At 70.2% G+C, this 23,760-nt stretch carries 18 protein-coding genes; 3 read left to right on the top strand and 15 right to left on the bottom strand.

Annotated features, from left to right (window positions below; genetic code table 11):
• Positions 1–37: 37 nt before the first annotated feature.
• From ACFW2Y_RS03770 to ACFW2Y_RS03740, 7 genes are all read right to left on the bottom strand, one after another.
• Complete coding sequence (locus ACFW2Y_RS03770) at positions 38–1,105, bottom strand: ABC transporter ATP-binding protein (protein ID WP_384873007.1); 1,068 nt, start codon at positions 1,103–1,105, stop codon at positions 38–40.
• Entirely contained in the window at positions 1,098–2,156 is a 1,059-nt protein-coding gene (locus tag ACFW2Y_RS03765; protein WP_384873005.1) for an ABC transporter ATP-binding protein, read from the bottom strand. The genes ACFW2Y_RS03770 and ACFW2Y_RS03765 overlap by 8 nt, the downstream gene beginning before the upstream one ends.
• 11 nt (positions 2,157–2,167) lie before the next feature.
• Positions 2,168–3,124, bottom strand: coding sequence for an ABC transporter permease (locus ACFW2Y_RS03760; RefSeq protein ID WP_384873003.1), 957 nt, complete (start codon positions 3,122–3,124; stop codon positions 2,168–2,170).
• The gene (locus tag ACFW2Y_RS03755) at positions 3,117–4,049 is read right to left on the bottom strand and encodes an ABC transporter permease (RefSeq protein ID WP_384873021.1); all 933 of its coding nucleotides are present in this window, start codon (positions 4,047–4,049) and stop codon (positions 3,117–3,119) included. Before ACFW2Y_RS03755 ends, ACFW2Y_RS03760 begins: the two co-directional genes overlap by 8 nt.
• A 173-nt stretch (positions 4,050–4,222) precedes the next feature.
• A complete protein-coding gene (locus tag ACFW2Y_RS03750) occupies positions 4,223–5,863 on the bottom strand; it encodes an ABC transporter substrate-binding protein (protein ID WP_384873000.1) in 1,641 nt (546 codons plus the stop codon).
• 478 nt (positions 5,864–6,341) lie between these two features.
• On the bottom strand, positions 6,342–8,243 hold the full coding sequence (gene typA / locus ACFW2Y_RS03745) for a translational GTPase TypA (protein ID WP_384872998.1): 1,902 nt from the start codon (positions 8,241–8,243) through the stop codon (positions 6,342–6,344).
• A 263-nt stretch (positions 8,244–8,506) separates the two neighbouring features.
• Entirely contained in the window at positions 8,507–10,999 is a 2,493-nt protein-coding gene (locus ACFW2Y_RS03740; protein ID WP_384872995.1) for an ABC transporter family substrate-binding protein, read from the bottom strand.
• A gap of 265 nt (positions 11,000–11,264) precedes the next feature.
• On the opposite strand from ACFW2Y_RS03740, the gene ACFW2Y_RS03735 reads away from it, so the two are divergent.
• Complete coding sequence (locus tag ACFW2Y_RS03735; RefSeq protein WP_384873018.1) at positions 11,265–11,474, top strand: hypothetical protein; 210 nt, start codon at positions 11,265–11,267, stop codon at positions 11,472–11,474.
• Positions 11,475–11,708: 234 nt separating this feature from the next.
• Here ACFW2Y_RS03735 and ACFW2Y_RS03730 read toward each other — a convergent pair whose 3' ends face one another.
• Both ACFW2Y_RS03730 and ACFW2Y_RS03725 read right to left on the bottom strand, forming a co-directional pair.
• Entirely contained in the window at positions 11,709–12,488 is a 780-nt protein-coding gene (locus tag ACFW2Y_RS03730) for a transglutaminase domain-containing protein (protein ID WP_384872992.1), read from the bottom strand.
• 99 nt (positions 12,489–12,587) lie between these two features.
• The gene (locus ACFW2Y_RS03725) at positions 12,588–13,631 is read right to left on the bottom strand and encodes a hypothetical protein (protein WP_384872990.1); all 1,044 of its coding nucleotides are present in this window, start codon (positions 13,629–13,631) and stop codon (positions 12,588–12,590) included.
• 111 nt (positions 13,632–13,742) lie between these two features.
• Between ACFW2Y_RS03725 and ACFW2Y_RS03720 the strand changes: the two genes are divergently transcribed.
• Positions 13,743–15,836 (top strand): TPM domain-containing protein, encoded by a 2,094-nt coding sequence (locus tag ACFW2Y_RS03720; RefSeq protein ID WP_384872987.1) that lies wholly within the window; start codon positions 13,743–13,745, stop codon positions 15,834–15,836.
• 173 nt (positions 15,837–16,009) lie between these two features.
• Complete coding sequence (locus tag ACFW2Y_RS03715) at positions 16,010–16,720, top strand: PspA/IM30 family protein (protein ID WP_384872984.1); 711 nt, start codon at positions 16,010–16,012, stop codon at positions 16,718–16,720.
• Between the two features lie 20 nt (positions 16,721–16,740).
• Here ACFW2Y_RS03715 and ACFW2Y_RS03710 read toward each other — a convergent pair whose 3' ends face one another.
• From ACFW2Y_RS03710 to ACFW2Y_RS03685, 6 genes are all read right to left on the bottom strand, one after another.
• Complete coding sequence (locus ACFW2Y_RS03710) at positions 16,741–19,272, bottom strand: SpoIIE family protein phosphatase (protein ID WP_384873015.1); 2,532 nt, start codon at positions 19,270–19,272, stop codon at positions 16,741–16,743.
• A 180-nt stretch (positions 19,273–19,452) separates the two neighbouring features.
• Positions 19,453–19,875, bottom strand: a complete 423-nt coding sequence (locus tag ACFW2Y_RS03705) for an ATP-binding protein (protein ID WP_384872982.1) — start codon at positions 19,873–19,875, stop codon at positions 19,453–19,455.
• A gap of 160 nt (positions 19,876–20,035) precedes the next feature.
• Positions 20,036–20,527 carry a (deoxy)nucleoside triphosphate pyrophosphohydrolase gene (locus ACFW2Y_RS03700; RefSeq protein WP_384872979.1) on the bottom strand — a complete coding sequence of 164 codons (492 nt, stop codon included), beginning with the start codon at positions 20,525–20,527 and terminating at the stop codon, positions 20,036–20,038.
• A gap of 40 nt (positions 20,528–20,567) precedes the next feature.
• Positions 20,568–20,747, bottom strand: a complete 180-nt coding sequence (locus tag ACFW2Y_RS03695; protein WP_384872976.1) for an SPOR domain-containing protein — start codon at positions 20,745–20,747, stop codon at positions 20,568–20,570.
• Positions 20,748–20,908: 161 nt separating this feature from the next.
• Positions 20,909–22,636 (bottom strand): purine-cytosine permease family protein, encoded by a 1,728-nt coding sequence (locus ACFW2Y_RS03690; RefSeq protein ID WP_384872973.1) that lies wholly within the window; start codon positions 22,634–22,636, stop codon positions 20,909–20,911.
• Positions 22,637–22,787: 151 nt separating this feature from the next.
• On the bottom strand, positions 22,788–23,540 hold the full coding sequence (locus ACFW2Y_RS03685; protein WP_384872970.1) for a GntR family transcriptional regulator: 753 nt from the start codon (positions 23,538–23,540) through the stop codon (positions 22,788–22,790).
• Positions 23,541–23,760 lie beyond the last annotated feature (220 nt).

Genomic DNA, 23,760 nt, shown 5'->3' with positions numbered 1-23,760 from the left:
GGGCACCGGGACCGGCCGTTGGTCGTCCGACCCCGCGTCAGGACGTGGGGACGACGTGCCGCTCTTCGGCGAAGTGGCACGCCGAGGCGTGCGCGACCGGGGTGTCCAGGCCCTGGAAGCCGCTCGGGATCGCCAGCACCGGCACCTCCTGCGAGCACCTCTCCTGCGCCTTCCAGCAACGGGTGCGGAAGCTGCAGCCCGACGGCGGGTTGGCCGGCGAGGGAACGTCACCGGTGAGGATGATCCGGTCGCGGTGCGCGCGGGCATCCGGGTCCGGCACCGGCACCGCGGAGAGCAGCGCCTGGGTGTACGGGTGCGTCGGGTGGTCGTAGATCTCCTCGTCCGTACCGATCTCGGCCATCTTGCCGAGGTACATGACGCCGACGCGGTCGGAGATGTGCCGGACGATCGACAGGTCGTGCGCGATGAAGAGGTAGGAGAGGTTGAACTCCTCCTGCAGCTTCCCCATCAGGTTGATGACCTGCGCCTGGACGGAGACGTCCAGCGCCGAGACCGGCTCGTCGCAGATGATGATCTCCGGGTTGAGCGCGAGGCCGCGGGCGATGCCGATGCGCTGGCGCTGACCGCCGGAGAACTGGTGCGGGTACCGGTTGATGTACTCCGGGTTGAGGCCGACGACGTCCAGCAGCTCCTGCACCTTGCGGCGCCGGTCGCCCTTGGGGGCCACCTCGGGGTGGATGTCGAAGGGCTCGCCGATGATGTCGCCGACCGTCATCCGCGGGTTCAGCGAGGTGTACGGGTCCTGGAACACCATCTGGATGTTGCGGCGGACGGCCTTCAGCGCGCGCCCGGACAGCTTGGTGATGTCCTGGCCCTTGTAGAAGACCTCGCCGGAGGTGGCCCGCTCCAGGTTCATCAGGAGCTTGGCGACCGTGGACTTGCCACAGCCGGACTCGCCGACGATGCCGAGGGTCTCGCCCTTGTAGAGGTCGAAGGAGACCCCGTCGACGGCCTTGACCGCACCGATCTGCTTCTTGAAGAGGATGCCCTGGGTCAGCGGGAAGTGCTTCTTCAGGTTGCGCACCTGGAGGATCGGCTCACCGCGGCCCACGGAGGCCTCGCCGTTCGTGCTGAGGTCAGCCATGGATCGTCTCCTTCCAGAGGTGGCAGGCGCTCTTGCGGCCCGGGAGGTCCGCGCCGTCCTGCTCGGTGACGGGCACCAGCGCCGGGATCTCCGTGCGGCAGATGTCGTCGGCCATGACGCAGCGCGGGTTGAAGGCGCAACCGGTCGGCACGTTCAGCAGGTTGGGGGGCAGGCCCTTGATCGCGAAGAGCTCCTGGCCCTTCTGGTCCAGGCGCGGGATCGAGTCCAGCAGCCCCCGGGTGTACGGGTGGGCCGGGCGCTTGTACAGCTCGTGCACCGGCGCCTGCTCGACGATCCGGCCGGCGTACATCACGGCGATCTTGTCCGCGACGTCGGCGACGACGCCGAGGTCGTGGGTGATCAGGATCAGGCCCATGTTGTATTCCTGCTGGAGCTCCGCGAGGAGGTCCATGACCTGGGCCTGGACCGTCACGTCGAGAGCCGTGGTGGGCTCGTCGGCGATGATCAGGTCCGGCTCCAGGGCGAGCGCCATGGCGATCATGATGCGCTGGCGCATGCCGCCGGAGAACTGGTGCGGGTAGTCGGAGACCCGAGCCTTGGCGGCGGGGATCTTGACCTTGTCCATCAGCTCGATGGCCCTGGCCTTGGAGTCCTTCTTGGACAGACCGTGGTGGACGCGGAACATCTCACCGAGCTGGTAGCCGACGGACAGCACCGGGTTCAGGGAGGACAGCGCGTCCTGGAAGATCATCGCGATCTTGCGACCGCGGATCTTCCGGCGCTCCTCGTAGGACATCTTGAGCATGTCCTGACCGCGGAAGAAGATCTCGCCCTGCGGGATCTTGCCGGGCGGCATGTCGAGGATGCCCATGATGGCCTGGGCGGTCACGGACTTGCCGGAACCGGACTCGCCGAGCACGGCCAGCGTCTCACCGGCGTCGACGGAGTAGTTGACGCCGTTGACTGCCTTGGCCACCCCGTCACGGGTGTGGAACTCCACGTGCAGGTCGCGGACTTCGAGCAGCGGACCGTCGTGGTGGTCGCCGTCGCGCGGCGCGGGGACCGTCGAGGTCTTGTCGATGGTGGTCATTTACGCCCTCCTCAGCGCAGCTTCGGGTCGAGGGCGTTGCGGACCGCTTCGCCGAGCATGATGAACGCCAGGACGGTGATGCTCACCATGATCGACGGGTACAGCAGGATGTGCTGCGACGTGCGGATCGCCTGGACACCGGCGGAGATGTCGACGCCCCACGAGACCGTGGGAGCGGCAAGGCCCAGACCGAGGTACGACAGGGTGGCCTCGGCCGAGATGTAACCGCCGAGCGCGATGGTGGCGACGACGATCACCGGAGCCATGGCGTTGGGCAGGATGTGCTTGAACAGGATCCGGGTGGTTCCGGCGCCCAGCGCCTTGGCGGCGTGGACGTAGTCGGCCTGCTTGACCGTGATCACGGCACCGCGCATGACGCGGGTGATCTGGGTCCAACCGAGGAACGCCAGGGCGAAGACGACGACCCAGATGGTGCGCTCGGTGAAGGACTGCAGGACGACCATGGCGCCGAGCAGGAAGGGGATGCCGAAGAAGATGTCGGTGATGCGGGAGAGCACCGCGTCGACGGCGCCGCCGAAGTAACCGGCGATCATGCCCATGATGCCGCCGATGACGGTGACGATCGCGGTGACGGCGACGCCGACCATGATCGAGGCACGGGTGCCGTGGATCAGGCGGGAGTAGACGGAACGCCCCTGGATGTCGTAGCCGAGCCATCCCTCGGAGCCGATCTTGCTCAGCTCGGGCTTGCCCACGTAGTGGTGGACGAGGTCACCCGCGGTCGGCGAGGCGCTCGTGAACCACCCCGGGAAGGCGGCGATCAGCAGCAGGAAGAAGATCAGCACCGACGACACGATGAAGTACGGGTTGCGCCGCAGGTCACGCCAGGCGTCTCCCCACAGGGAGCGGGCCTTCTCCTGCTTCGGCGCGGAGGCGGCGTCCTTGACGACGGAGGGGGTGTCGACGGAGCCGTCTGCCGGAGCGGCGGTCTTGGTCACGTCAGGCATAACGGATCCTCGGGTCCAGGACCGCGTACAGCAGGTCGATGAGCAGGCTGGTGACGAGGTAGATGATCACCAGGATGGTGACGAGGCCAACGATCGTGGTGCCTTCGCGGCGGGTGATCGACTCGTAGATGACGCCACCGACACCCTTGATGTTGAAGATGCCCTCGGTGACGACGGCTCCACCCATCAGCGCACCGATGTCGGTGCCGAGGAAGGTGACGACCGGGATCATCGAGTTGCGCATCAGGTGGACGCCGACGATGCGGCGCTTCGGCAGGCCCTTGGCGACGGCCGTGCGCATGTAGTCGGCGCGCAGGTTCTCGGCCATCGAGGTCCGGGTCAGTCGCGCGACGTAGGCCAGGGAGAGTCCACCGAGCACGATCGCCGGCGCGATCAGCTCCGACCACTTCTGTTCGGTGCTGACGTTGGGGGCGATCCAGTCGAGCTGGAAGGCGAAGACCATCTTGATGATGAAGCCCAGCACGAAGACCGGGATCGACATGATCAGGAGGGTGAAGATCAGGATGGCGTTGTCCGCGAGTCGGCCGGCCTTGAGGCCGCCGATGATGCCGAGACCGATGCCGAAGGTCAGCTCGAACGCGAAGGCCAGAGCCGCGAGTTGCAGCGTGATGGGGAACGCGTCACCCAACACTTCGGTGACCGGGCGACCATTGCGGATCTGGTTGCCGAAGTCGAAGTGCAGGATGATATCGGTCATGTAGTTCCAGTACTGCTGCCAGATCGGCAGATCCAGTCCCAGCTCATGTCTCTTCGCGGCCAAGGTCGCCGGGTCTGCGCCCTTGTCGCCGAACAGCCCGAGAACGGGGTCGCCGGGCAGGCTGTAGACCATGAAGAAGATGAGAAAGGTTGTCCCGAGGAAAACCGGGATCATCTGGAGCAGTCGTCGTGCGACATAGCGCCCCATCATGCCTCCGTTGAAATGTCACAGCGGAAGCCGGGCGGGCACCCTCGGGAACCGTGTTCCCGATGGATACACGGTTGCTCTCCCGAAGGGCCCCCCGGCCACTGCGTAGGATGCCGGGCGGGGACTGACGATCCGTCAGTCCCCACGTCGGCGTGCGGACTACGCTGGGGTAATTACTTCTTGACCTCGATGAGGTTCAGGATCGGGTCGCCGGCCTGGTCGTACTTGACGCCCGAAACCTTCTCGGAGTAACCCGCGTTGACCTTGTAGTACCAGAGCGGGATCGCCGGCATGTAGTTGACCAGGTCCTTCTCGGCCTCCTGGAACAGCTTCACCGACTCGTCGAGCGTCTTGGCGCTCTCGGCGGCGGCGAGCTTGGCGTCCAGCTCCTTGTTGGAGAAGCCACCCTGGTTACCCGCGGCGCCCGTGCGGTACAGGTCGCTCAGGAAGTTGCCGTTGATCGGGTAGTCGAGCGACCAGGCCGAACGGTACATCGACTTGACCTGCTTGCTCTTGCGAGCCGCGAGGTCGGCCTGGAAGTCCGGCTTGCTGTCACCGGTGCACTGGACGCCGGTGGACTGGGCGATGCTGTTGCAGACCGCCTCGACCCACTCCTTGTGGCCGCCGTCCGCGTTGTACTGGATGGAGATCTTGTTGCCGGGGACACCGCCACCGGCCTTGATGAGCTCCTTGGCCTTGGCCGGGTCGAACTTGGTGACGTCGCCCGCGGCGTTCTCCTGGTAGCCCAGGACGCCCTTGGCCACCCAGCCGGTCGCCGGCTCACGCGTGCCCTGGAGCACGGTCTTGGTGATGGTGTCGCGGTCGATGGCCATCGAGAGGCCCTGGAGGACCTTGACGTCGACCGGCTTCGGCTTCGTCCACTGGTCGGCGTAGAACGCGACGGCGATCGACTGGATCGCGGAGTGGTCGGCGTCCACGGCGCGGTCGCCGAGGTCCTGGTGGTAGACCGGCAGGTCCTTCGGACCGACCTGACGCAGGACGTCCAGGTTGCCGGACTTCAGGTCCTCGTACGCGGCCTCGAGGCCGGTGTAGTTCTTGAAGACCACACCGCCGTTCTTCGCCTTGTTCGGGCCCTTGTAGTCGTCGTAACGGACGATCTTGATCTGCTTCTTGTGGTCCCACGACTGGAACTTGTAGGGACCGTTGCCGACCGGCTTCTCACCGGCGGCCTTCGGGTCCGCGTAGAAGGACGCGGGCAGCGGCGCGAAGGGGATGTACGCGAGCTTGTGACCGAAGGCCGGGACGGACGACTTCAGCTCGATGGTGAAGGTGTTGTCGTCGACGATCTTCAGGCCCTCGAGCTTGTCGCTCGTCGGCTTGGCGCCCTCGGCCTCCGGGTGGAGCGCCTCGTAGCCCTTGATGTCGGCGAACCAGGACGCGAGGCCCATGGCGTTGTTGATGTTGGCGTTCCAGTTCCAGGCGTCCACGAAGGACTTGGAGGTGACCGGGGTGCCGTCGTGGAAGGTCCAGCCCGGCTTGAGCTTGACGGTCCACGTCTTCGAGTCGCTCGTGGTGAGCGACTCGGCGTTGATCATCTCGAGAGAGCCGTCGGCCTTGTAGTCGACCAGGGTCGAGAACAGGCCAGACATGACCAGGGAGCCGTTGGACTCCATGGTGTCACCGGTGTGCAGGAGCTTCTCCGGCTCACCGAGCTCGACGGAGTAGATCCCGTTCGGGTCCACCGTGCCCTTGGCGTCGGAGCCGCCATCGCTCTTACCCCCGCCACAGGCGGTCGCAGCAAGGGCGACGATGATCGCGCCCGTTACCCACTTGGCGCTCTTGGCACCGCGCATGGGTTCCTCCTCATGAGTCCACTTTGTCACTACAAGAGAGGCACTTCGAGTTTCGCCGACACCCCTGACGGCTTGGACTCAAGTGCCCCGAGTGTGCTCGTGAGTCGGCACTCCCCACAGTGCGTGACCCATTGACCCGAGCTCAATGCAGCCAACTATTAAGTACGTCCGGGCCGTAAACCACACTTAAGTGGTCTCGGTTTGACAACATCGCCAAGGCCCGGGAGACCGAAATCCGGACAAAATGAGCACAGACAGACACACCCGAAACGGACTGTTAACACGCGTACCGGAGAGCGATCACCGATATGCGGACACCCTGGCCGTGAAATGTGGTTGACGGAACTTGACGAAAAGCCCGGACCCCCACAGCGTCCGTGGGGGTCCGGGCTCCGGTTCTGACGTCGCGTCAGTCGTGAGCGGCGAAGATCACAGGGTCACGATCTACCCGGCTTCCCTCGACCGCATGCGACCTTACTCAGCCGTTCTTGGCGCGGGAAGCGGAACGACCGCGCTCCTTCTGGTCCAGGACGACCTTGCGGATGCGCACGGCCTCCGGGGTGACCTCGACGCACTCGTCGTCGCGGCAGAACTCCAGCGACTGCTCCAGGGAGAGCTTGCGCGGCGGAACGATCGCCTCGAAGGAGTCGGCGGAGGCGGAGCGCATGTTGGTGAGCTTCTTCTCCTTGGTGATGTTGACGTCCATGTCGTCGGAGCGGGAGTTCTCGCCGACGATCATGCCCTCGTACACCTCGGTGCCCGGGTCCACGAAGAGGACGCCGCGCTCCTGGAGGTTGGTCATCGCGAAGCCGGTGACCGCACCCGCGCGGTCGGCGACCAGCGAACCGTTGTTGCGGGTGACCAGCTGGCCGAACCACGGCTCGTGGCCCTCGTGGATCGAGTGGGCGATGCCCGTGCCGCGGGTGTTGGTGAGGAACTCCGTGCGGAAGCCGATGAGACCGCGCGACGGGACGACGAACTCCATGCGGACCCAGCCGGAACCGTGGTTCGACATGTTGTCCATGCGGCCCTTGCGGACGCCCATGAGCTGCGTGACCGCACCCATGTGCTCCTCGGGGACGTCGACCGTGAGGCGCTCGACCGGCTCGTGGAGCTTGCCGTCGACCTCCTTGGTGACGACCTGCGGCTTGCCGATGGTGAGCTCGAAGCCCTCGCGGCGCATCTGCTCGACCAGGATGGCGAGCGCGAGCTCACCACGACCCTGGACCTCCCAGGCGTCCGGACGCTCGGTGTCGAGGACGCGGAGCGAGACGTTGCCGATCAGCTCGCGGTCCAGACGGTCCTTCACCTGACGGGCGGTGACCTTCCGGTCCTTGACCGCGGTCTTGGCGTCCGCGCCCTTGCCGGTGCCGCCACGGCCGACGAGCGGCGAGGTGTTGGTGCCGATGGTCATGGAGATGGCCGGCTGGTCGACCGTGATCAGCGGCAGCGCGACCGGGTTCTCCGGGTCGGCCAGCGTCTCGCCGATCATGATGTCCGGGATGCCGGCGACGGCGCAGATGTCACCGGGGCCGGCGACCTCGGCCGGCTTGCGGGTGAGCGCCTCGGTCATCATCAGCTCGGTGATGCGGACGTTGGAGATCGTGCCGTCACGCTTGATCCACGCGACCGTCTGGCCCTTGCGCAGCTCGCCCTGCTCCACCCGGAGGAGCGCGATACGGCCGAGGAAGTTGTCGGCGTCGAGGTTGGTGACGTGGGCCTGGAGCGGCGCGTCCTCCTCGTACGTCGGGGCGGGGACGTGCTCCAGGATCGTGGAGAAGAAGGGCTCCAGGTTGGTGGAGTCCTGCGGAACGGTGCCGTCCTCCGGCTTGGTCAGCGAGGCGATGCCGTCACGGCCGCAGGCGTAGACGATCGGGAACTCGATCTGGTCCTCGTCCGCGTCCAGGTCCAGGAAGAGGTCGTAGGTCTCGTTGACGACCTCGTCGATCCGGGAGTCCGGGCGGTCCGTCTTGTTGATGCAGAGGATGACGGGCTTGCGCTGCTGGAGGGCCTTGCGCAGCACGAAGCGGGTCTGCGGCAGCGGACCCTCGGAGGCGTCCACCAGGAGGACGACGGCGTCGACCATCGACAGACCGCGCTCGACCTCGCCACCGAAGTCGGCGTGGCCGGGGGTGTCGATGATGTTGATCGTGATCGGGGCCCCGCCGTCCTTGGGGTGGTACTTCACCGCCGTGTTCTTGGCGAGGATCGTGATGCCCTTCTCACGCTCCAGGTCGTTCGAGTCCATGACTCGGTCGTCGACCTGCTGGTGGGCGGCGAAGGCACCGGCCTGCTTGAGCATGGCGTCGACGATGGTCGTCTTGCCGTGGTCGACGTGGGCGACGATGGCGACGTTGCGGATGTCGTGGCGCGTGGGCATGGGTGGCTTGCGCTTCTCTCGGATCGTGGGATGCGGCGTCAGTTCCTCTTACGCCCGCCGGGCGGACGCGCCACGGCTACGTCCCATGGTACGGGGCTGCCGTGCAAGGGGCTTCCCCGGCTGGATCCGAGAGGGTCTACTGGAGGGTTTCAGGGTGTGGGGAACGTCATGCGGTCCGGGTCAAGGGGCCGCCGCGATCCTGCCCGCCGGAGTCCCCGGCGGGCAAGGAACTTGAGCTGCTTCTGAGCTTGCGGCCCGTGCTTTCAACTCTTGCGCTCGGTACCCTTGGTCGTTTCGGGCTTCTTGAACCCGATGTCCTGGTAGCGGGGGGCGGCGAGCCCCCAGGCCCCGGCGTTCACCAGGTCGGCCTTGGCGGCGACGAGCTGCGGGCGCTGGTAGAGGGGAATGGATCCGGCCACGGCCCAGATCCGGGCGTCGGCCTGGCGCACGAGCTCGCGTGCCTCCTCCTCGTCGAGCGTCCCCACCGCCTGGTCGAACAGTTGGTCGATCCGGTCGGTCCCGACCCGGGAGTAGTTCTGCTCGACCAGGAGCGAGCCGTCCGCGGCCGGCTCGGGCTTGGCGAAGATCGGCCGGGCGTCGGTGGCGGGGAAGGCGGAGGCGGGCCAGGAGTAGAGGGCGAGGTCGTAGTCGCCGGAGGCGATGTGGTCCTTGAAGAAGCTCTCGTCGGAGACCTTGGTGACCTCGGTCCGGATGCCGACCGCGTCGAGCATCCGCACGATCCGGTCGCCGACCGTCCGCAGGGACTCGGAGCCGGGCCCGGACGGCAGGACGAAGCGGAGGCTGAGCGCCTTTCCGTCCTTGCCCAGGGCCTGCGCCGCCTCGGGAACCGTCACGGGGGCGGCGCTGCCACGCGGCGCGTAGGCACCCGCCATCCCCTGGTCCGGCTTGGCGGCCGACTGGGCGGCACGGGCGCCGGAGCCGGTGTCGAGGGCCTCGGCCCGGGCGAGGAGGGCGGCACGCTGCCGGGCGGCGGCAGCGGCGGGGGCGAGGACGTGGGTGCCGTTCTCCGGGCCGCTCGCGCCGATGACGGGGGCGGGCAGGGCCCGGCGGGCACCGGGCTTGTCGTCGCCGACGATGTAGAGCCCCTCGTCCGAGGCGGTGTCGGCGGCCTTCTTCTTGGCTCCGGCGGCCTTCTCGTCGTCGTCCTTCTTCTCCGCGTCCTCCTTCTCCTCCTTCTTCTTCTCCGCGCCCCCCTCCTTCTTCTCCCCCTCCTTCTTCTCCGCGTCCTTCTTCTCCGCGTCCTTCTTCTCCGCGTCCTTCTTCTCCGCGTCCTTCTTCTCCGCGTCCTTCTTCTCCGACTCGCTGCCCGCCTCGGCGCCCTCGGGCTTCCGGGCCGCGCCTCCGGGGACCCAGCCCGCATCGGCGAGGAGCGCCCGCGCCTCTTGGGTGTCCTGACTGCCGAGCGCATCGCTGCTGTCCGCGTACGCCGCCTGGCCCGCGAGGGCGAGGTGGCTGCCGGGCGGCTTGGCCGGCAGGCCCAACGGCTTCAGTACGGTCTCGGCCAGCTCCTGACGGTTGATGGCCCGCGCCACCGCACGTCGGACCCGCTCGTCGGCGAGCGGACCGGACTCGCCGTTCAGCGAGAGTTGGGTGTAAGCGGGTTCCAGGGACTTGCGGACCACGTACTTGGCCAGGCCGTCCTGGGTGCTCGCATAGCGGTCGACGGCTTCCTGGTTCTTCTTGCGGGCGGCCGTGACCTCCTCCGCCTTCTCCTCGTCGGAGCCGTGGGCCAGGGCCCAGGACTTCAGGGCCTTGGCCGGGGTGATCGAGGAGCCGGGGCCGTGCAGGAGGGCGGCCTGGGCGCCGCTCCGACCGGCGCGGGCGTCCCGGAGGGCAAGGGCGATCCGCTCGACCGCGGACCGATCAATCTCGGCCAGATCGAGATTGCCGGCAGCGAGGGCGGTCACCCGGTCGGCCCGGGGCACGGCTTTGAGGACGAGGCTGTCGAGCTTGGCCTGCTGCCCCCACCAGCGGGGGTTGCGGGCCAGGGTGACATGGCCGCCCTTCTGGTCGACGGCCTTCAGCAGGAACGGTCCTGCAGTGGCCTTGAGGGTGGTCCGCGCACCGTCGTTGAAGGAGTTCGGGGACCCCATCACTTGCTTGGGGTAAAGCGGGGAGAAGAGGGACTGCCAGTCGGCGTAGGGCTTGGCGAAGGTGACCCGCACCTCCAGGTCGTTCTTGCCGCGCTCGATCTTCTCGATCCGCTCGTAGCCGGCGTTGCGGGCCGTCCAGTACGCGGTGTCACGGCCGCTCAGGGCGCGCCACTGGGCCACGAAGTCCGGTGCGCCGATCTCCCGGCCGTCGCTCCACACCGCCTGCTGGTTGAGCTTGTAGAGGACCACCTGCTTGGGCTCGGTCTCGATGACCTGGGCGGACTCCAGGTAGTCGGGGTTCAGCCGCGGCCGGCCTCGCTCGTCGAGCGTGTAGAGGGCCGGGAGCACGGCCCCGGCGATGCGTGAGGTGGCGCCGTTGGCGTCGGCCTGGAAGACGTTGAAGGTGGTGGGCATCGCATCGACGGCCCAACGGAGGGTCCCCCCGTCGGCGACCCGGTCCCGCGCGGTGGGTGCGTTGTCCTGTGCGGCGGCCGGGGTGTCGTCGGCCCCGTCGCTCGAACTGCATCCGGTGAGGACGGCCAGGGCGAGCACCGCGCTGGTGAAGGCGGCGACGGAGCCGAGGGTGCGGGAACGGGGGCTCCCGGAGCATGTCCCCCCGCGAGGGGCGCCGATCTGGGACATGACTTGTACCCCTTCATCCAGATTTATTCCATTTGGAGATGATCAGACCTATTGCTCATACACTGAAAAGGACGAGGGGAATTCGGCCACGGCGACACGGCGGCACGCCCGGAAAACCCCACTCGTGCGGCCCAACCCGTCGGAGGCCGGACGCTCCGGACGACCGGAATCCCGTGCAGACGGCTTCCCGGGCAGGGCGCGGCGCGCGACGCTCCCGCCGAAGCCGCTCGCAGAAGTGAGGGCCCCATAGTCCGTTCAGGACGACCTGGCAGCCGTCAAGCGCCGCCTCCAGGACCTGGAGCACGCGGTGGAAGAGCTGGAACGCCGCGTCGAGGCGGAGCGGGGCGCACCTCCCGCGCCCACCGCCGGACGTGCCGAGAGCCTGGTGACCATCCCCGACGCCCCGTACGACTCCGGGCTCTGGACGGACACCGACGACGAGGGACTGGGGGCACGCGACCGCCACGCTCCCTGAGGGCCGTCCCGAAAGGCGGGGGCCCCGGCCCCGGAAGCCACGGCCCCGAAGGCCCCGCCGCCGTGGTGCCGCGGAGGCCCTGCCGTCCACCGGGCGGGAGGGCTCCGCATGTGCGGCAGAGGCGCGCTCCCGGGCCGCACCGCCTTGCGGCCCGCCGTCCGCACGCCGGCCGCCGCTCCCGCCGGAGGAGCGGGGCGCGGACCGGACGGAGGATCCGCCGGCCGGGGAGGGCCGTCAGGCGGCGGAGGGGGCCCGGCCCGTCGTGCCCGCCCCCGCGCTCCAGCGCCCGAGGACCGGCTCGGCGAGGGTCCGGGCGGGGCGACACAGGGTCTGGCCGTGGAGGGCGAACAGTTCGTCGCGGGAGGCGAAGCGGCCGAGGTCGATCCGGAGGTGGGCGGACGGGCCGCAAGGGGCCGGGCCGGCACACGCGGCCGGCGCGTCCCAGTCCACCGTGGTCCGGGCGACGGCCTCGAAGAGGGTCTCGGCACCGGAGTTGGCGAACCCGCCGCCGTGCCCGGCCGGGCCGAGGTCGGCGAACAGTTCCGCGATCGACACCCAGGCGCCGTCGAGCCCGAACTCCGGCCAGGCCAGCAGGACCTCTTCCGGGACGAGCGCCCGCAGCCCCGGGAACCTCGGGTACCAGAAGGTGCCGTCGACGACCAGGCCGCGCACCCGGGTCGGCACGCCGAGCGAGCGGGCCACGGCTTCCAGGGCCGCCATCCGTTGGCTGCACGAGCCGCGGCCGAGCCGCAGCGTGCGCGACACCCGACGGAGGTCCTCGACCGAGTACACCGGCCGCACCGCGGCGACGAGGACGCCGTGCGCCACCTGGAGCCGGGCGCGGTCCGTGACCGCTCCGCGCACCTCGGACTCGCGCCGCACCCGGGACACCAGCTCCGCCACGAGCGGATGCCCGTGGTCGAGGATCGCGGTGGGACGACGGGACCCGGCGACCTCTTCCCCGGGCGTCCCCGCGGCACGGACGCGCACCGGCATCAGCAGACGGCTGGTCATGTCGTGCCCTCCCCCTCGTCGGCGGCCCGCCCGGGCCGCCCCGCTGCCATCTTCCTCCGTCCGGTCCCGTCCCCGTTCACCCGGGCCCCTACGGCCGGCTCAGAGCCAGCCCGCGCGGTAGGCCGCCCAGTCGCCCTCCTCCGCCGCGAAGTCGACGTACAGGGCGAGTCCGAACCCCTTCCGGTCGGGGTCCGTGCGGCCGAGGCCGAGCCTCGCGCCCTTCACGGCCGCCTCGACCGTCTCCGCACCCTCGTGGTGGCCGAGGTCCTCCTCGTGGAAGAAGGGCAGGCCCATGAGCAGGTCGGTGGTCTCCGGAGTCACGTCGAGGGCGAGGCTGGTCTGCTGGGCGACGTACCCGCCGTACAGGCTCTCCAGCGGCATCCAGGTGTCATAGGACATGACGGCGATCTGGTCGACCCGCCGGGCGACCTCGCCGAAGAACTCCTGCGACCACCACTTCTCGCTCCCGCTGACCGCGCCCAGGGCCGTGTGCGCGCCCGGCAGCGGATCGATCTGGTGGGCGGCGACCGAGAGCGGGACCTTGCGGGCCCTCGTCAGTTCACCGAGGTCATCGAGGAGGGAGAGGTAGTTCCGGTCGTCCGAGTGCAGCGGCTCCAGGTCGAAGTGGACCCCCTCGAAGCCGGCGTCGAGGACCTGCCGGGCCGAGCCCACCACGGCACGGCGGGACCCGGCGTCCTCCAGGCGCAGTCCGACGGGCCCCTCGGTGGCGAGGACGTCCCCGAGCCAGGCCTGGACCCTCACCCCCGGCATGGTGCGGCGCACCCCGTCGACCAGCCACTTCGCCCGGGGGTGCTTCGCCGCGGGCAGGGTCCCGTCGTGCGAGAGCGGCCCGGCGTGCACGTACAGGTCCCGTATGCCGGTGCCCTTGAGGCGGGCGGCGAGCTCCGCGAGGTCGGCGTCCTTCTTCCGCCCGTCGACCCAGGCGTGTCCGATCCAGAAGGCGTCCCTGCCGCGCGTCCGCGCGTCGTCCCGGAGGTCTCCGGTGTAGCTGACGCGGAGGGCCAGCGCTCCGAAGAGCGGGGGAACGACGAGCAACAACACCAGTCCGAGGACCCACCAGCGCCCCCGCCTCCAGGCCCGCCCCCACCGTCCGTCCATCCGAGCCTCCCGGAGCCTTCGCATCGCTGGGGCGCCACCCTAGTGGCAACGTCCGCCGGGACCGCGACCCCGGTCTCTTCGGCCCCGCCCCTGGTCAGGTCGCGGGTGAACATGTGCGGACATAACCTCCCTCTTGTGACGCGAACAGCCACCCGGGCCCTCCTCGCGGTGCTGGTGACGGCGTGGTGGCTCTTCGTGCCCGCCGCACACGGCGCCCATGCCGACGACCCCGTCGTGCTGTCCCGCGACGGACAGATCACCGACCGGGTCGATGCGCTCGGCGACCGCCGCGCCTCCGTGGAGCAGGCCCTCGACCGCCTCTACGACGACCAGCGCGTCCAACTCTTCGTCGTCTACGTACGGGACTTCTCGGGGCGCTCGGGCCAGGGCTGGGCCGATGCCACCGCGGAGCGCAACCGGCTCGGCCTCGATGACCTCCTGCTCGCCGTCGCCACCCATGACCGGCAGTACGGCTACTCCGCGGCCCCCGACTCCCGACTCACCCAGGCCCAACTCGACGAGGTCGCCCGGACCGCCATCGAGCCGGCCCTGCGGCAGAACGACTGGGCCGGCGCCGCCATCGGGGCGGCGAACGGCTACGCCGCCGTCCTGGCCGGGCGGCCCGTCCCCGCTCCGGCCGTCACCCCCGGGCCGGCCGACCCCGGCGGCCCGGCCGACACAGGCACCTCGACGACCGACCTGGTCCTGCCGGTGGTCCTGGTCGGCGGTGCGGGCGCCGTGGCGGCGTACGCCTACGCCAAGCGGCGGCGCAGGACGGAGACCCGTACCACTCCGCGGGGCGGTCAGGGCTGGGGACCGCCGAAGGAGACCGCGCCGCCGACCCCGGAAGAACTCGACGCGGAGGTCCGTCGGACGCTGGTCGCCACCGATGACGCCGTCCGCACCAGCCGGGAGGAACTCGGCTTCGCCTCCGCCCAGTTCGGCGAGGAGGCGGTACGCCCCTTCACCGAGGCCGTCGACTTCGCCGAGGAGCAGCTGACGGCCTCGTTCCGGCTGCGGCAGAAGCTGGACGACGCCTTTCCCGAGGACGAGCCGACCCGCCGGAACATGCTGGACGAGATCCTTCGCCGCTGCGCCGGGGCGAACGCGCGCCTCGACGCCGAGAGCGAGGACTTCGACCGGCTCAGGGCCCTGGAGCGCACCGCCCCGGAGGCGCTGGACGCGGTGGAGGCCGCCTTCCGCGAGCAGACCGTGCGGATGGGCACGGCGGAGGCCGCGCTGGCCGCCATGCGCGCGCGGTACGCCGAGTCGGCGTCCTCGCCCGTCGCCGGCGACGTCGAACAGGCGAAGGACCGGCTCGTGTTCGCGACGACCCACGCCGAGCAGGCCCGCCGGCGGATCGACGCGGGGGACAACGGCGCTGCCGCCGTGCACATCCGGGCCGCCGAGGGGGCCGTGGACCAGGCGACCCGCCTGATCGAGGCGGTGGACCGGCGCGCGCAGGAGCTGGCCGAGGCCGTCGGGAGGCTGCCCGGCGCGCTCGCGGAGACGGACGCGGACCTCGCGGAGGCGCACGGCCTGTTGCGGGGAACCGCCGGGGGCGTGTCCACCGCCGACCTCCAGGGCCGGATCGCCCGCGCGGAGTCGGTGACCGCCGAGGTGCGGCGCGGAGTGGACGCCGGGCGCTACGACCCGATCGACGCGCTGCGCCGGGTGGAGGAGGTCGATGCGGTGCTCGACGAGGCACTGGCCGGTGCACGGGAACGCGAATCGGGCGCGCGGCGGGCCCGGGCGCTCCTGGACCAGGTGATGCTGACGGCCCGTTCGGCGATCGGTGCGGCCTCCGACTACGTCACCACCCACCGGGGCGCGGTGGGCAGCGAGGCCCGCACCCGCCTCGCCGAGGCACGGCGCCGTTGGGAGAAGGCGCGGGCCCTCGCGGACGGCGAGGATCCGCAGGCGGCCCTGGCGGAGGCGCAGCGGGCGGAGGCGCTGGCCCGGCGGGCGCAGGACCTCGCCGAGCAGGACGTCCGCACGTACGGGAATCCGAACGGGCTCGGCGGCGTGGCCGGCAGCGGTGGTGGCGGTCTGGGCGGCGCGGTGCTCGGCGGCATCGTCCTCGGCGGCCTGTTCGGCGGGGGGAGCGGCGGCCACGGCGGCTTCGGAGGGGCCGGCGGAAGGGGCGGGGGCGGTGGCTTCGGGGGCGGTCCCGGCAGCTTCGGCGGCAGCGGCACGCGCGGCCGGCGGGGCGGCGGCGGACGTTTCTGAGAGCGCCGGCCCCCGATGCCCCGCCCCCGATGCCCCACCGCCCTTCCGGAGACGGCCCCTCCCCGGGACGACCGGCCTTCCGGGCGTCCGCCCCCGGGAACTGCCGCTCCGGGCCCCGTGCTCCTGATCCCCCCTCGTCAGGCCCCTCCCCCTCGTACCCAAGGAGAACGAGCATGAGCAGCAAGCAGACGGTCCTCGGCCGGGTCACCCAGCTCGCCAAGGCCAACATCCATGCCCTCCTCGACCAGGCGGAGGATCCCCAGAAGATGCTGGACCAACTGATCCGGGACTACTCGAACAACATCGCGGAGGCCGAGGAGGCGGTGGCCGCGACCATCGGCAACCTCCGGCTGATGGAGCAGGACCACCAGGAGGACGTGGCCGCGGCGAAGGAGTGGGGCGACAAGGCGCTCGCCGCCAGTCGGAAGGCGGACCAGCTGCGGGCCGGCGGACAGGTCGCGGAGGCGGACCGCTTCGACAACCTGGCGAAGGTGGCGTTGGGCCGCCAGCTCCAGGCGGAGAAGGAGGCCCGGACGGCGGAGCCGACGATCGCCGCGCAGACCGAGGTGGTCGACGAGCTCAGGGCCGGCTTGGACCGGATGAAGGCCAAGCTCGGCGAGTTGAAGGCCAAGCGCGACGAGCTGGTCGCCCGCTCGAAGTCGGCCGAGGCGCAGAACCGCATGATGGACGCCGTGAAGAGCGTCGACGTGCTCGACCCGACCAGCGAACTGAGCCGCTTCGAGGACAAGGTGCGCCGGGAGGAGGCCAAGGCACTGGGCGAGCAGGAGCTCGCCGCCTCCTCCCTGGACGCCCAGTTCGAGCAGTTGGACGCGCTCGGCGACAGCGCGGAGATCGAGGCCAGGCTGGCGGCCCTCAAGGCGTGACCGCCCGTCGGAGCGACGGCTCAGAACATGCTGAGGAGCTGTTCCACGGTGGGCTCCGCCGTGCCCTCGCCGTCCGGCAGGTCCAGTTCGAACCAGACGGTCTTGCCGCGCGGGGTGCGGCGCGAGCCCCAGGAGGCGGAGAGCAGTCCGACCAGTTGAAGCCCCCGTCCGCCCTCGTCGGTGTCCCCGGCCCTGCGGCGCCGCGGCTGGACCAGGCCGGCGTCCCAGACCTCGCAGACCAGGGTCCGGTCGAGGAGCAGGCGCAGCCGTATCTCCCCCTCGCCGTAGCGCAGGGCGTTGGTGACGAGCTCGCTGACGAGGAGCTCGACGGTGTCGACCAGCGGTTCGAGGCCCCAGGCCGCGAGCTGGGTGCGGGCGAGTTCACGGGCCCGGCCGACCGAGCGGGGCTCCCTGGGCAGCAGCCAGTCGCCGACCGCTTCGGCGGGCAACCCTTGGATACGGGCCATCAGAAGCGCGATGTCGTCCTCGCCGTGTCCGGTGTTCAGGCTGTTCAGGACCCGGTCGCAGACGTCCTCCAACGGCCGGGCCGGGTCCGTGAGGGCACGCCGGAAGGCCTGTAGGCCCTCGTCGAGGGGGTGGTCGCGGGACTCGACGAGTCCGTCGGTGTAGAGGGCGAGCAGGGCGCCCTCGGGCAGTTCGACCTCGACCTCCTCGAAGGGTTCCCCGCCGACGCCGAGTGGCATCCCGGGGGGTACGTCGAGCAGCAGGGCCTCTTCGCCGGGTTCGACGAGGACCGGGGGCAGGTGTCCGGCGTTGGCGAAGGTGCAGCGCCGGGTGACCGGGTCGTAGACGGCGTAGACGCAGGTGGCGAGGTAGACCTCGGAGAGTTCGGGGCCCCGGTTCTTGTGGGCCCGGGACTGTTGCGTGCCGATCGGCGCGCCGAGGCCGCGGGCGATCTCGTCGAGGTGGGAGAGGACCTCGGCGGGCTCCAGGTCGAGCTGGGCGAGGGTGCGGACGGCGGTGCGCAGTTCGCCCATGGCGACGGCCGCGCGCAGCCCCCGGCCCATGACGTCGCCGACGACCAGGGCGGTGCGGTGGCCGGGGAGCTCGATGACGTCGAACCAGTCGCCGCCGACCTCGGTGGCGTCGGTGCCGGGGAGGTAGCGGCAGGCGATGTCGAGTCCGGCCGCCTCGGGGTCGCCGGGCGGGAGCAGGCTGCGCTGGAGTATGAGGGCCCGCTCGTGCTCGCGGCGGTAGAGGCGGGCGTTGTCGATGCAGACGGCGGCGCGGGCGGCGAGCTCGACGGCGAGGGCCCGGTCGCGTTCCCCGAAGGGTTCGCTGGCCTTCGCGCGGGAGAACCGGACGAGGCCGACGACGGTGTCCTGGGCGACCATCGGCACGACCAGGGTGGACTGGACGAGGTCCCCGTCGGAGCCCGCGACCGCATGGACGCGGCCGGTGCGCAGGGCTCCGGCACAGGGCGAGTTGAAAGGGTAGCGGTGGACGGCGCCGACCTCGATGGGCACCGGGCTGCAGCTGCCGTCGGAGCCGTGCCCCCCGTCGGTGCGGAGCGGGGTGTCGGAAACGGCGCTGGCGAAGGCGACCCTGCGGAGTTCGGCGCTGCCCGCCCCGTATCCCACGTCGTGGGAGCTGCCCCAGCGGCCGGGCGGCGCCTCGTCACCGGTCAGCAGGCCCTGGTAGAGGTCGACGGAGGCGAGGTCGCAGAAGCCGGGGACGGCGACGTCGAGGAGTTCGCGCGCGGTGGCCTCCAGATCGAGGGAGTTACCGATGCGGGCTCCCGCCTCGTTGAGCAGGGCGAGGTTGCGGCGGGCGCTGGCGGCCTCCCTGGCCGCGTTGTGGCGGCGGGTGACGTCGATCCCGAGGCCGGCGACGCCGATCGGGCGGCCGGAGCCGCTGTGCACGCGGTAGAGGTTGACGGACCAGTGGCGGCGGTCCCTGGCGCCGGGGGCGGAGCCGATGATCTGGAAGTCGGTGACGGACTCGCCGGTCTCCAGGACCCGCTGGAGGGCGGCGGTCATCCGGTCGGCCTCGGCCCGGTTGAGGTAGTCGTGGACGGTGCGGCCCCGGTGGTCCTCGGCATGGCCGCCGAAGACGGTGGCGAAGCGCCGGTTGGCGCGCTTCACGGTGAGGTCGGTACCGAAGAGGAGGAACCCGAAGGGAGATTGACCGAATATCGCCTGGGAAGCAGCGAGGTCGGTCTCTATGCGCCGGAGGGCGCGCACATCGACGACGATGCACAGTGCGGCCCGTTCCCCGGTCGGGGTCTCGCTCGGCATGACGTACATCTCGGCGATGCCGTGGGACCGCTCCTCGCCGGGGAGACGGAACGGGACGAGGCCCGTCCACTCCTTGCCGTCGAGGATCTCCTTGACCCTCCGGTGACCGCGCTCACGCAGGTCAGCGGGCATGAAGACCTCGACGGGGTCCTTGCCCACGGCTTCCTCCGCGGGGACCCCGAAGAGGTCGACGGCCCGCCGGCTCCACTGCTCGACGAGACCGTCGGGCCCGATCGAGAAGGAGGCCACCCGGATGTAGTCGTAGATGGAGCCGGGCGGGCTGCTCTGCCACATGACGCCGCCGCTCGCCGTCTCAGGTATCTCGCTCACGCGACCGTCCCCTCCAGCTCACCGCACCGGACCGGCCATGCCCGCAGTATTCAATACGGCAGGCCCCGACGGCACGACGTTCACGATCACAGGGTGGTCTCGGTCATCCCGTGCCGAGTACCGGTGATCGTCGTCCCTCTCTGTTTACTCACCAGGGAGGGCCAGCTCGAACCATACGGTTTTGCCCGCCCTCCCTCTACGGGTGCCCCAGCGACGCGCGGTGCAGGCCACCAGTCCGAGGCCCCGCCCCCCTTCGTCCTCGGGTCCCGGGACCCTCTCGGTCGGCGGATCCGGAAGCGGATCGGAAACCTCCACCAGGAGCGCCGGCGGGTGGGCCGGGTCACCGCCGTCGACGACGGGTCGGACGAGACGGACGCCGATCGGGCCGGAGGCGTACCGCAGCGAGTTGGTCACCAACTCGCTGACCAGCAGCACGGTCACGTCGCCGAGGGTCGCGTCGAGTTCCCAGGCGCGCAGGGTCTCGCGCACCGCGTGCCGAGCCGTGCGCACGGCGTTCGCCTCCGCCGGGAAGTTCCACTCCGCGCGGTCGCCGTCGGTGTCGATCACACCCGATCACTTCCCCAGCCGTGCGTCAGCAGGAAGGCCCACATCCCCCAAGAGAGACATTTTTCACATACCCGATATTTGGGGCGTGATATCCCGCAGGGCGCGTCCGCGGGCGCACGGTGGCACGAACGGCGTAGGGGACTCACCCCCGTGCTCCTGTTCACTCCTCCCGAAGCGACGGGGGTGCCGACCGGTCCGCCGACAGCCTCAGGGTCACCGCGGCGACGGCAGGGCGGTCCTGATCGAGCCAGTCGACCGAATCCAGCTCGTGGAGGGAGAGCCAGCGGAGCTCGTCGTGGTCCTCCAGGGGGCGCGGTTCGCCGGAGAGCAGTCGGGCGGTCCACACGCGCAGCACGTATCCGGGCTTCAAGGGCCACTCGCCGGGAATGCGCTCCTCGGGCTCGACCTCCACACCGAGCTCTTCCCGGAGCTCGCGCACCAGGGCCGCTTCGGGGCTCTCGCCCGGTTCGAGCTTGCCGCCGGGCAGCTCCCAACGGCCGGCGAGTTCGACGGGGGCGCTGCGACGCGCGGCGAGCAGCCTCCCCCGGTCGTGGAGGGCGCCCGCAACGACCACGACGCCGGCCCCCTGGTCGGGGTCGGCGTCGTGAGGGCGGGCGCGGGGTGCGGCAGGGTCGGTGGTGCGTTCCGTCATGGGCGCGAGCGTAGCCCGGCCCGGACGGTGCCCGCCGTGCTCAGAGGGTCGAGCTGCCGATGCGCTCGACCCAGTAGAGCTGCTTGTGACCGCGGTCGTCGAGGCTGTCCGCGATCTTCTGGGCTTCGTCCCTGGTGGCGTACCGCCCCACCCGATAGCGGTTGCCGTTGTCGTCCTGCCGTATGACAAGCCAGGGAAGGACGGGGCCACTGTCGGTCATCAGGCTTCTCCCTCCGCCGGTCCGGGCACCGGTGCCGATGAGGATCTCCGGGAAACCGCAATCCGCATATGCCGGAGCTTACGCCTGACCTTCACACAGCGGATACGTGTTTTCACAAAGAGGCACGGATCGGCCGGGAACCGACGGAGGGAGGCTGAAGGTCACGCCCCGGGCGGCGCCACGGGGACGGTCGGCATCGGCATCAGCACGGGGCCGCCCGCCCCCTCGGGGTCCTTGCGGCAGACGTCCCCGCAGGTGGCGTCGAGCGAGCAGCAGAGGGAGCAGACCGGCCCCGAGCGCACCGGGCAATCGGCGATGTCCGGCAGCTCGTAGGCCGTCTCGCACTCGGTGCAGGAATGGGTGGCCCGTTCGTCGACGACCTCGACCCCCGGACCGTTCACCCCGTTGGGGCGGGCCAGGTAGTAGCGGCCCTTGGTCGCCCAGGCGATGAGCGGGCAGAGGAGGAGGGCGAGACCGGCGGCGATGAAGGTGGAGAAGGCCTGGGCATGGGTGCCGAAGAGCCCGAAGAAGGCCAGGATCGAGACGACGGAGGCAAGGGCCATGGCGCCGAAGCCGGCCGGGTTCACCGCGTGCAGATAGGCCCGCTTGAACTCGATGTACGGGGGGCTCCAGCCGGCCCTCTTGTTGATGACGAGGTCGGCGGCGACGGCCGCGATCCAGGCGATGCCGACGTTGGAGTAGAAGCCGAGCAGCTTGTTGAGGGCCGCGAACATGTTCATCTCCATCAGCGTCAGCGCGATGGCGAGGTTGAGGAAGATGTACCAGACCCGCCCGGGGTGCCGGTGGGTGACGCGGGAGAAGAAGTTCGACCAGGACAGCGAGCCGCTGTAGGCGTTGGTGACGTTGATCTTGATCTGGGAGACGATCACGAAGACCGCGGCGGCGGGCAGCGCGACCGAACCGAGCCAGGGCCGCAGCGCCTCGATCTGCGGAGCGATCGGCTCCAGCGCATGGGTCTTCCCCACGGCTTCCAGGGCGACGAAGGCGAGGAAGGCGCCGCCGATCTGCTTGGCCGCGCCGATGACGACCCAGCCGGGGCCGGCGGCGAGCACCGCGAGGTTCCACCGGCGCTTGTTCTGCTCGGTCTTCGCCGGCATGAAGCGGAGGTAGTCGGCCTGTTCGCCGATCTGGGCGATGAGGGAGAGCGCGACGCCCGTACCGAGCCCGAAGCCGATCCAGGAGAAGCCCGCGCCGGCGCCCTCCGTGCCGCCGAAGGACGCGAAGGCCCCCCAGGCGTCCGGCGCTTCGAAGGCGAGCACGAGGAAGGGCAGTACCAGACCGACGAGCCAGATCGGCTGGGTCCAGGCCTGGACCTTGGCGAGGGCCCCCATGCCGCGGAAGACGATCGGAATGACGATCAGGGTCGTCACGAGATAGCCGATCTCGACCGGCAGACCGACGGCCTGGTGCATGGCCTGGGCCATGATCGAGCCTTCGAGGGCGAAGAAGATGAAGGTGAAGGAGGCGTAGATGAGCGAGGTGAGGGTGGATCCGAAGTAACCGAAGCCGGCACCGCGCGTGACGAGGTCCATGTCCAGCCCGTACTTCGCGCAGGCCCGGGCAATGGGGATGCCGGTGAGGAAGATGATGGCGGCGGCGGTGAGGATCGAGGCGAGACCGCTGGTGAAGCCGTAGGTGAAGACGATCGAGGCACCGATCGCGAAGTCGGCGAGATAGGCGATCCCGCCGAGTGCGGTGCCGGCGACGGTCGCGGGCGACCAGCGGCGGAAGGAATGCGGTGCGTAGCGGAGGGAGTAGTCCTCTCGGCTCTCGTCCGCGGCCAGCTTGGCGTAGCTGCGGCGGGGCCCGGCGGGCGGGGGTGCGGCAGCCCCCGGCTCCGGGGTGGGCGTGGTGACCGTGTCCGTCATGGGGATTCCTGTCGTCCGACCGGCTCGCGGGTACGGACGAGGAAGGTAGGAGCCGTGCATGACGACCGCCGACGGCGCACGGTTGCGGGGCGGTTAAGCGGGCTGACGGTCCGTTAACTCGCCGTCACGTCCGCCGGACGGTCGTCCCCGGTCAGCGAACCGGCAGGTGGTAGGAAATGCGGTAGCGGTCGGCCGGGACGACGATGTCCGCGGTTTCGACGGCACGGCCCGATGCGTAGTAGGTGCGCTCCACCACCATGACGACGTGTCCGGGGACCCCGCCCAGCGCCAGGAGCTCCTCGGCGAGGCCGGGGCGGGCCCCCACCTCCTCCACCACGTTGTCCACGACCACGTCGATGGCGGCCATCCGCTCGACCACGCCGCAGCCGCCCAGGGGTCCCTCCTCGGGCAACATGACCGGCGTCCGGCCGGTGACCGCGAGGGGCTCCCAGGAGGTGGAGACCATCATGGGCTCGCCGCCGTCCCGGTACACGTACCGGGTGCGCATCACCCGCTCCCCCGGCTCGACGCCGAGCCGCTCGGCGACCTCGACGCTCGCCGACTCCTGCTCGCTGTGCGCCTCCCACGTGCCGCGGGCCCCGTCGGCGGCCTGCTCCTGTCGGAAGGGGCTGGCACCGGACGCGGGCCGGTAACCGGTGCGGCGGATCTTGCGCGGCACCGGGCGCTCGCGCACATAGGTCCCCGAACCCGAGCGCCCCTCCACCAGCCCCTCGGCCATGAGCACCTTGCGGGCTTCCAGCGCGACGGTGTCCGACACCCCGTACTCCTCGCGGATGCGTGCCTGCGAGGGGAGGCGGGTATGCGGGGGGAGCGAGCCGTTGGCGATCTTCTCCCGCAGATCGCTCGCCACGCGCAGATAGGCGGGCTGCTCACCGAACGTCACTGGACACTCCCCTCAGGTTGACTGACAGCCACAGACTGACAACCGAGGGTCGCGATCCGCAAGTGTGGGCCAGAGTTTCACCCGAAGTGATGAAAGTCCTCGCCACCAGCGGTCACCTCCGAGGGATGTCACCAACCCCTTGACCCCTATTGGTCCAGACCAATAAATTCGGCCCGCACGCTCACTCCGCACGGTCCCTCCCGCCTCGCACAGGAACGAG

The organism is Streptomyces sp. NPDC058877 (genome assembly GCF_042742855.1).
Taxonomy (GTDB): Bacteria; Actinomycetota; Actinomycetes; order Streptomycetales; family Streptomycetaceae; genus Streptomyces.
Note: the sequence above shows the minus strand (reverse complement) of the source record. Positions and strands in the feature narration are given on the sequence as shown.

Coding starts and splice junctions, on each gene's coding strand:
- ACFW2Y_RS03710 (WP_384873015.1), bottom strand. CDS start 19,272: ATGTGGCAGAGCAGCCCGCCCGGCTCCATCTACGACTACATCCGGGTG.
- ACFW2Y_RS03695 (WP_384872976.1), bottom strand. CDS start 20,747: ATGACCGACAGTGGCCCCGTCCTTCCCTGGCTTGTCATACGGCAGGAC.
- ACFW2Y_RS03755 (WP_384873021.1), bottom strand. CDS start 4,049: ATGGGGCGCTATGTCGCACGACGACTGCTCCAGATGATCCCGGTTTTC.
- ACFW2Y_RS03700 (WP_384872979.1), bottom strand. CDS start 20,527: ATGACGGAACGCACCACCGACCCTGCCGCACCCCGCGCCCGCCCTCAC.
- ACFW2Y_RS03725 (WP_384872990.1), bottom strand. CDS start 13,631: ATGCGAAGGCTCCGGGAGGCTCGGATGGACGGACGGTGGGGGCGGGCC.
- ACFW2Y_RS03770 (WP_384873007.1), bottom strand. CDS start 1,105: ATGGCTGACCTCAGCACGAACGGCGAGGCCTCCGTGGGCCGCGGTGAG.
- ACFW2Y_RS03740 (WP_384872995.1), bottom strand. CDS start 10,999: ATGTCCCAGATCGGCGCCCCTCGCGGGGGGACATGCTCCGGGAGCCCC.
- ACFW2Y_RS03715 (WP_384872984.1), top strand. CDS start 16,010: ATGAGCAGCAAGCAGACGGTCCTCGGCCGGGTCACCCAGCTCGCCAAG.
- ACFW2Y_RS03730 (WP_384872992.1), bottom strand. CDS start 12,488: ATGACCAGCCGTCTGCTGATGCCGGTGCGCGTCCGTGCCGCGGGGACG.
- ACFW2Y_RS03760 (WP_384873003.1), bottom strand. CDS start 3,124: ATGCCTGACGTGACCAAGACCGCCGCTCCGGCAGACGGCTCCGTCGAC.
- ACFW2Y_RS03690 (WP_384872973.1), bottom strand. CDS start 22,636: ATGACGGACACGGTCACCACGCCCACCCCGGAGCCGGGGGCTGCCGCA.
- ACFW2Y_RS03765 (WP_384873005.1), bottom strand. CDS start 2,156: ATGACCACCATCGACAAGACCTCGACGGTCCCCGCGCCGCGCGACGGC.
- ACFW2Y_RS03750 (WP_384873000.1), bottom strand. CDS start 5,863: ATGCGCGGTGCCAAGAGCGCCAAGTGGGTAACGGGCGCGATCATCGTC.
- typA (WP_384872998.1), bottom strand. CDS start 8,243: ATGCCCACGCGCCACGACATCCGCAACGTCGCCATCGTCGCCCACGTC.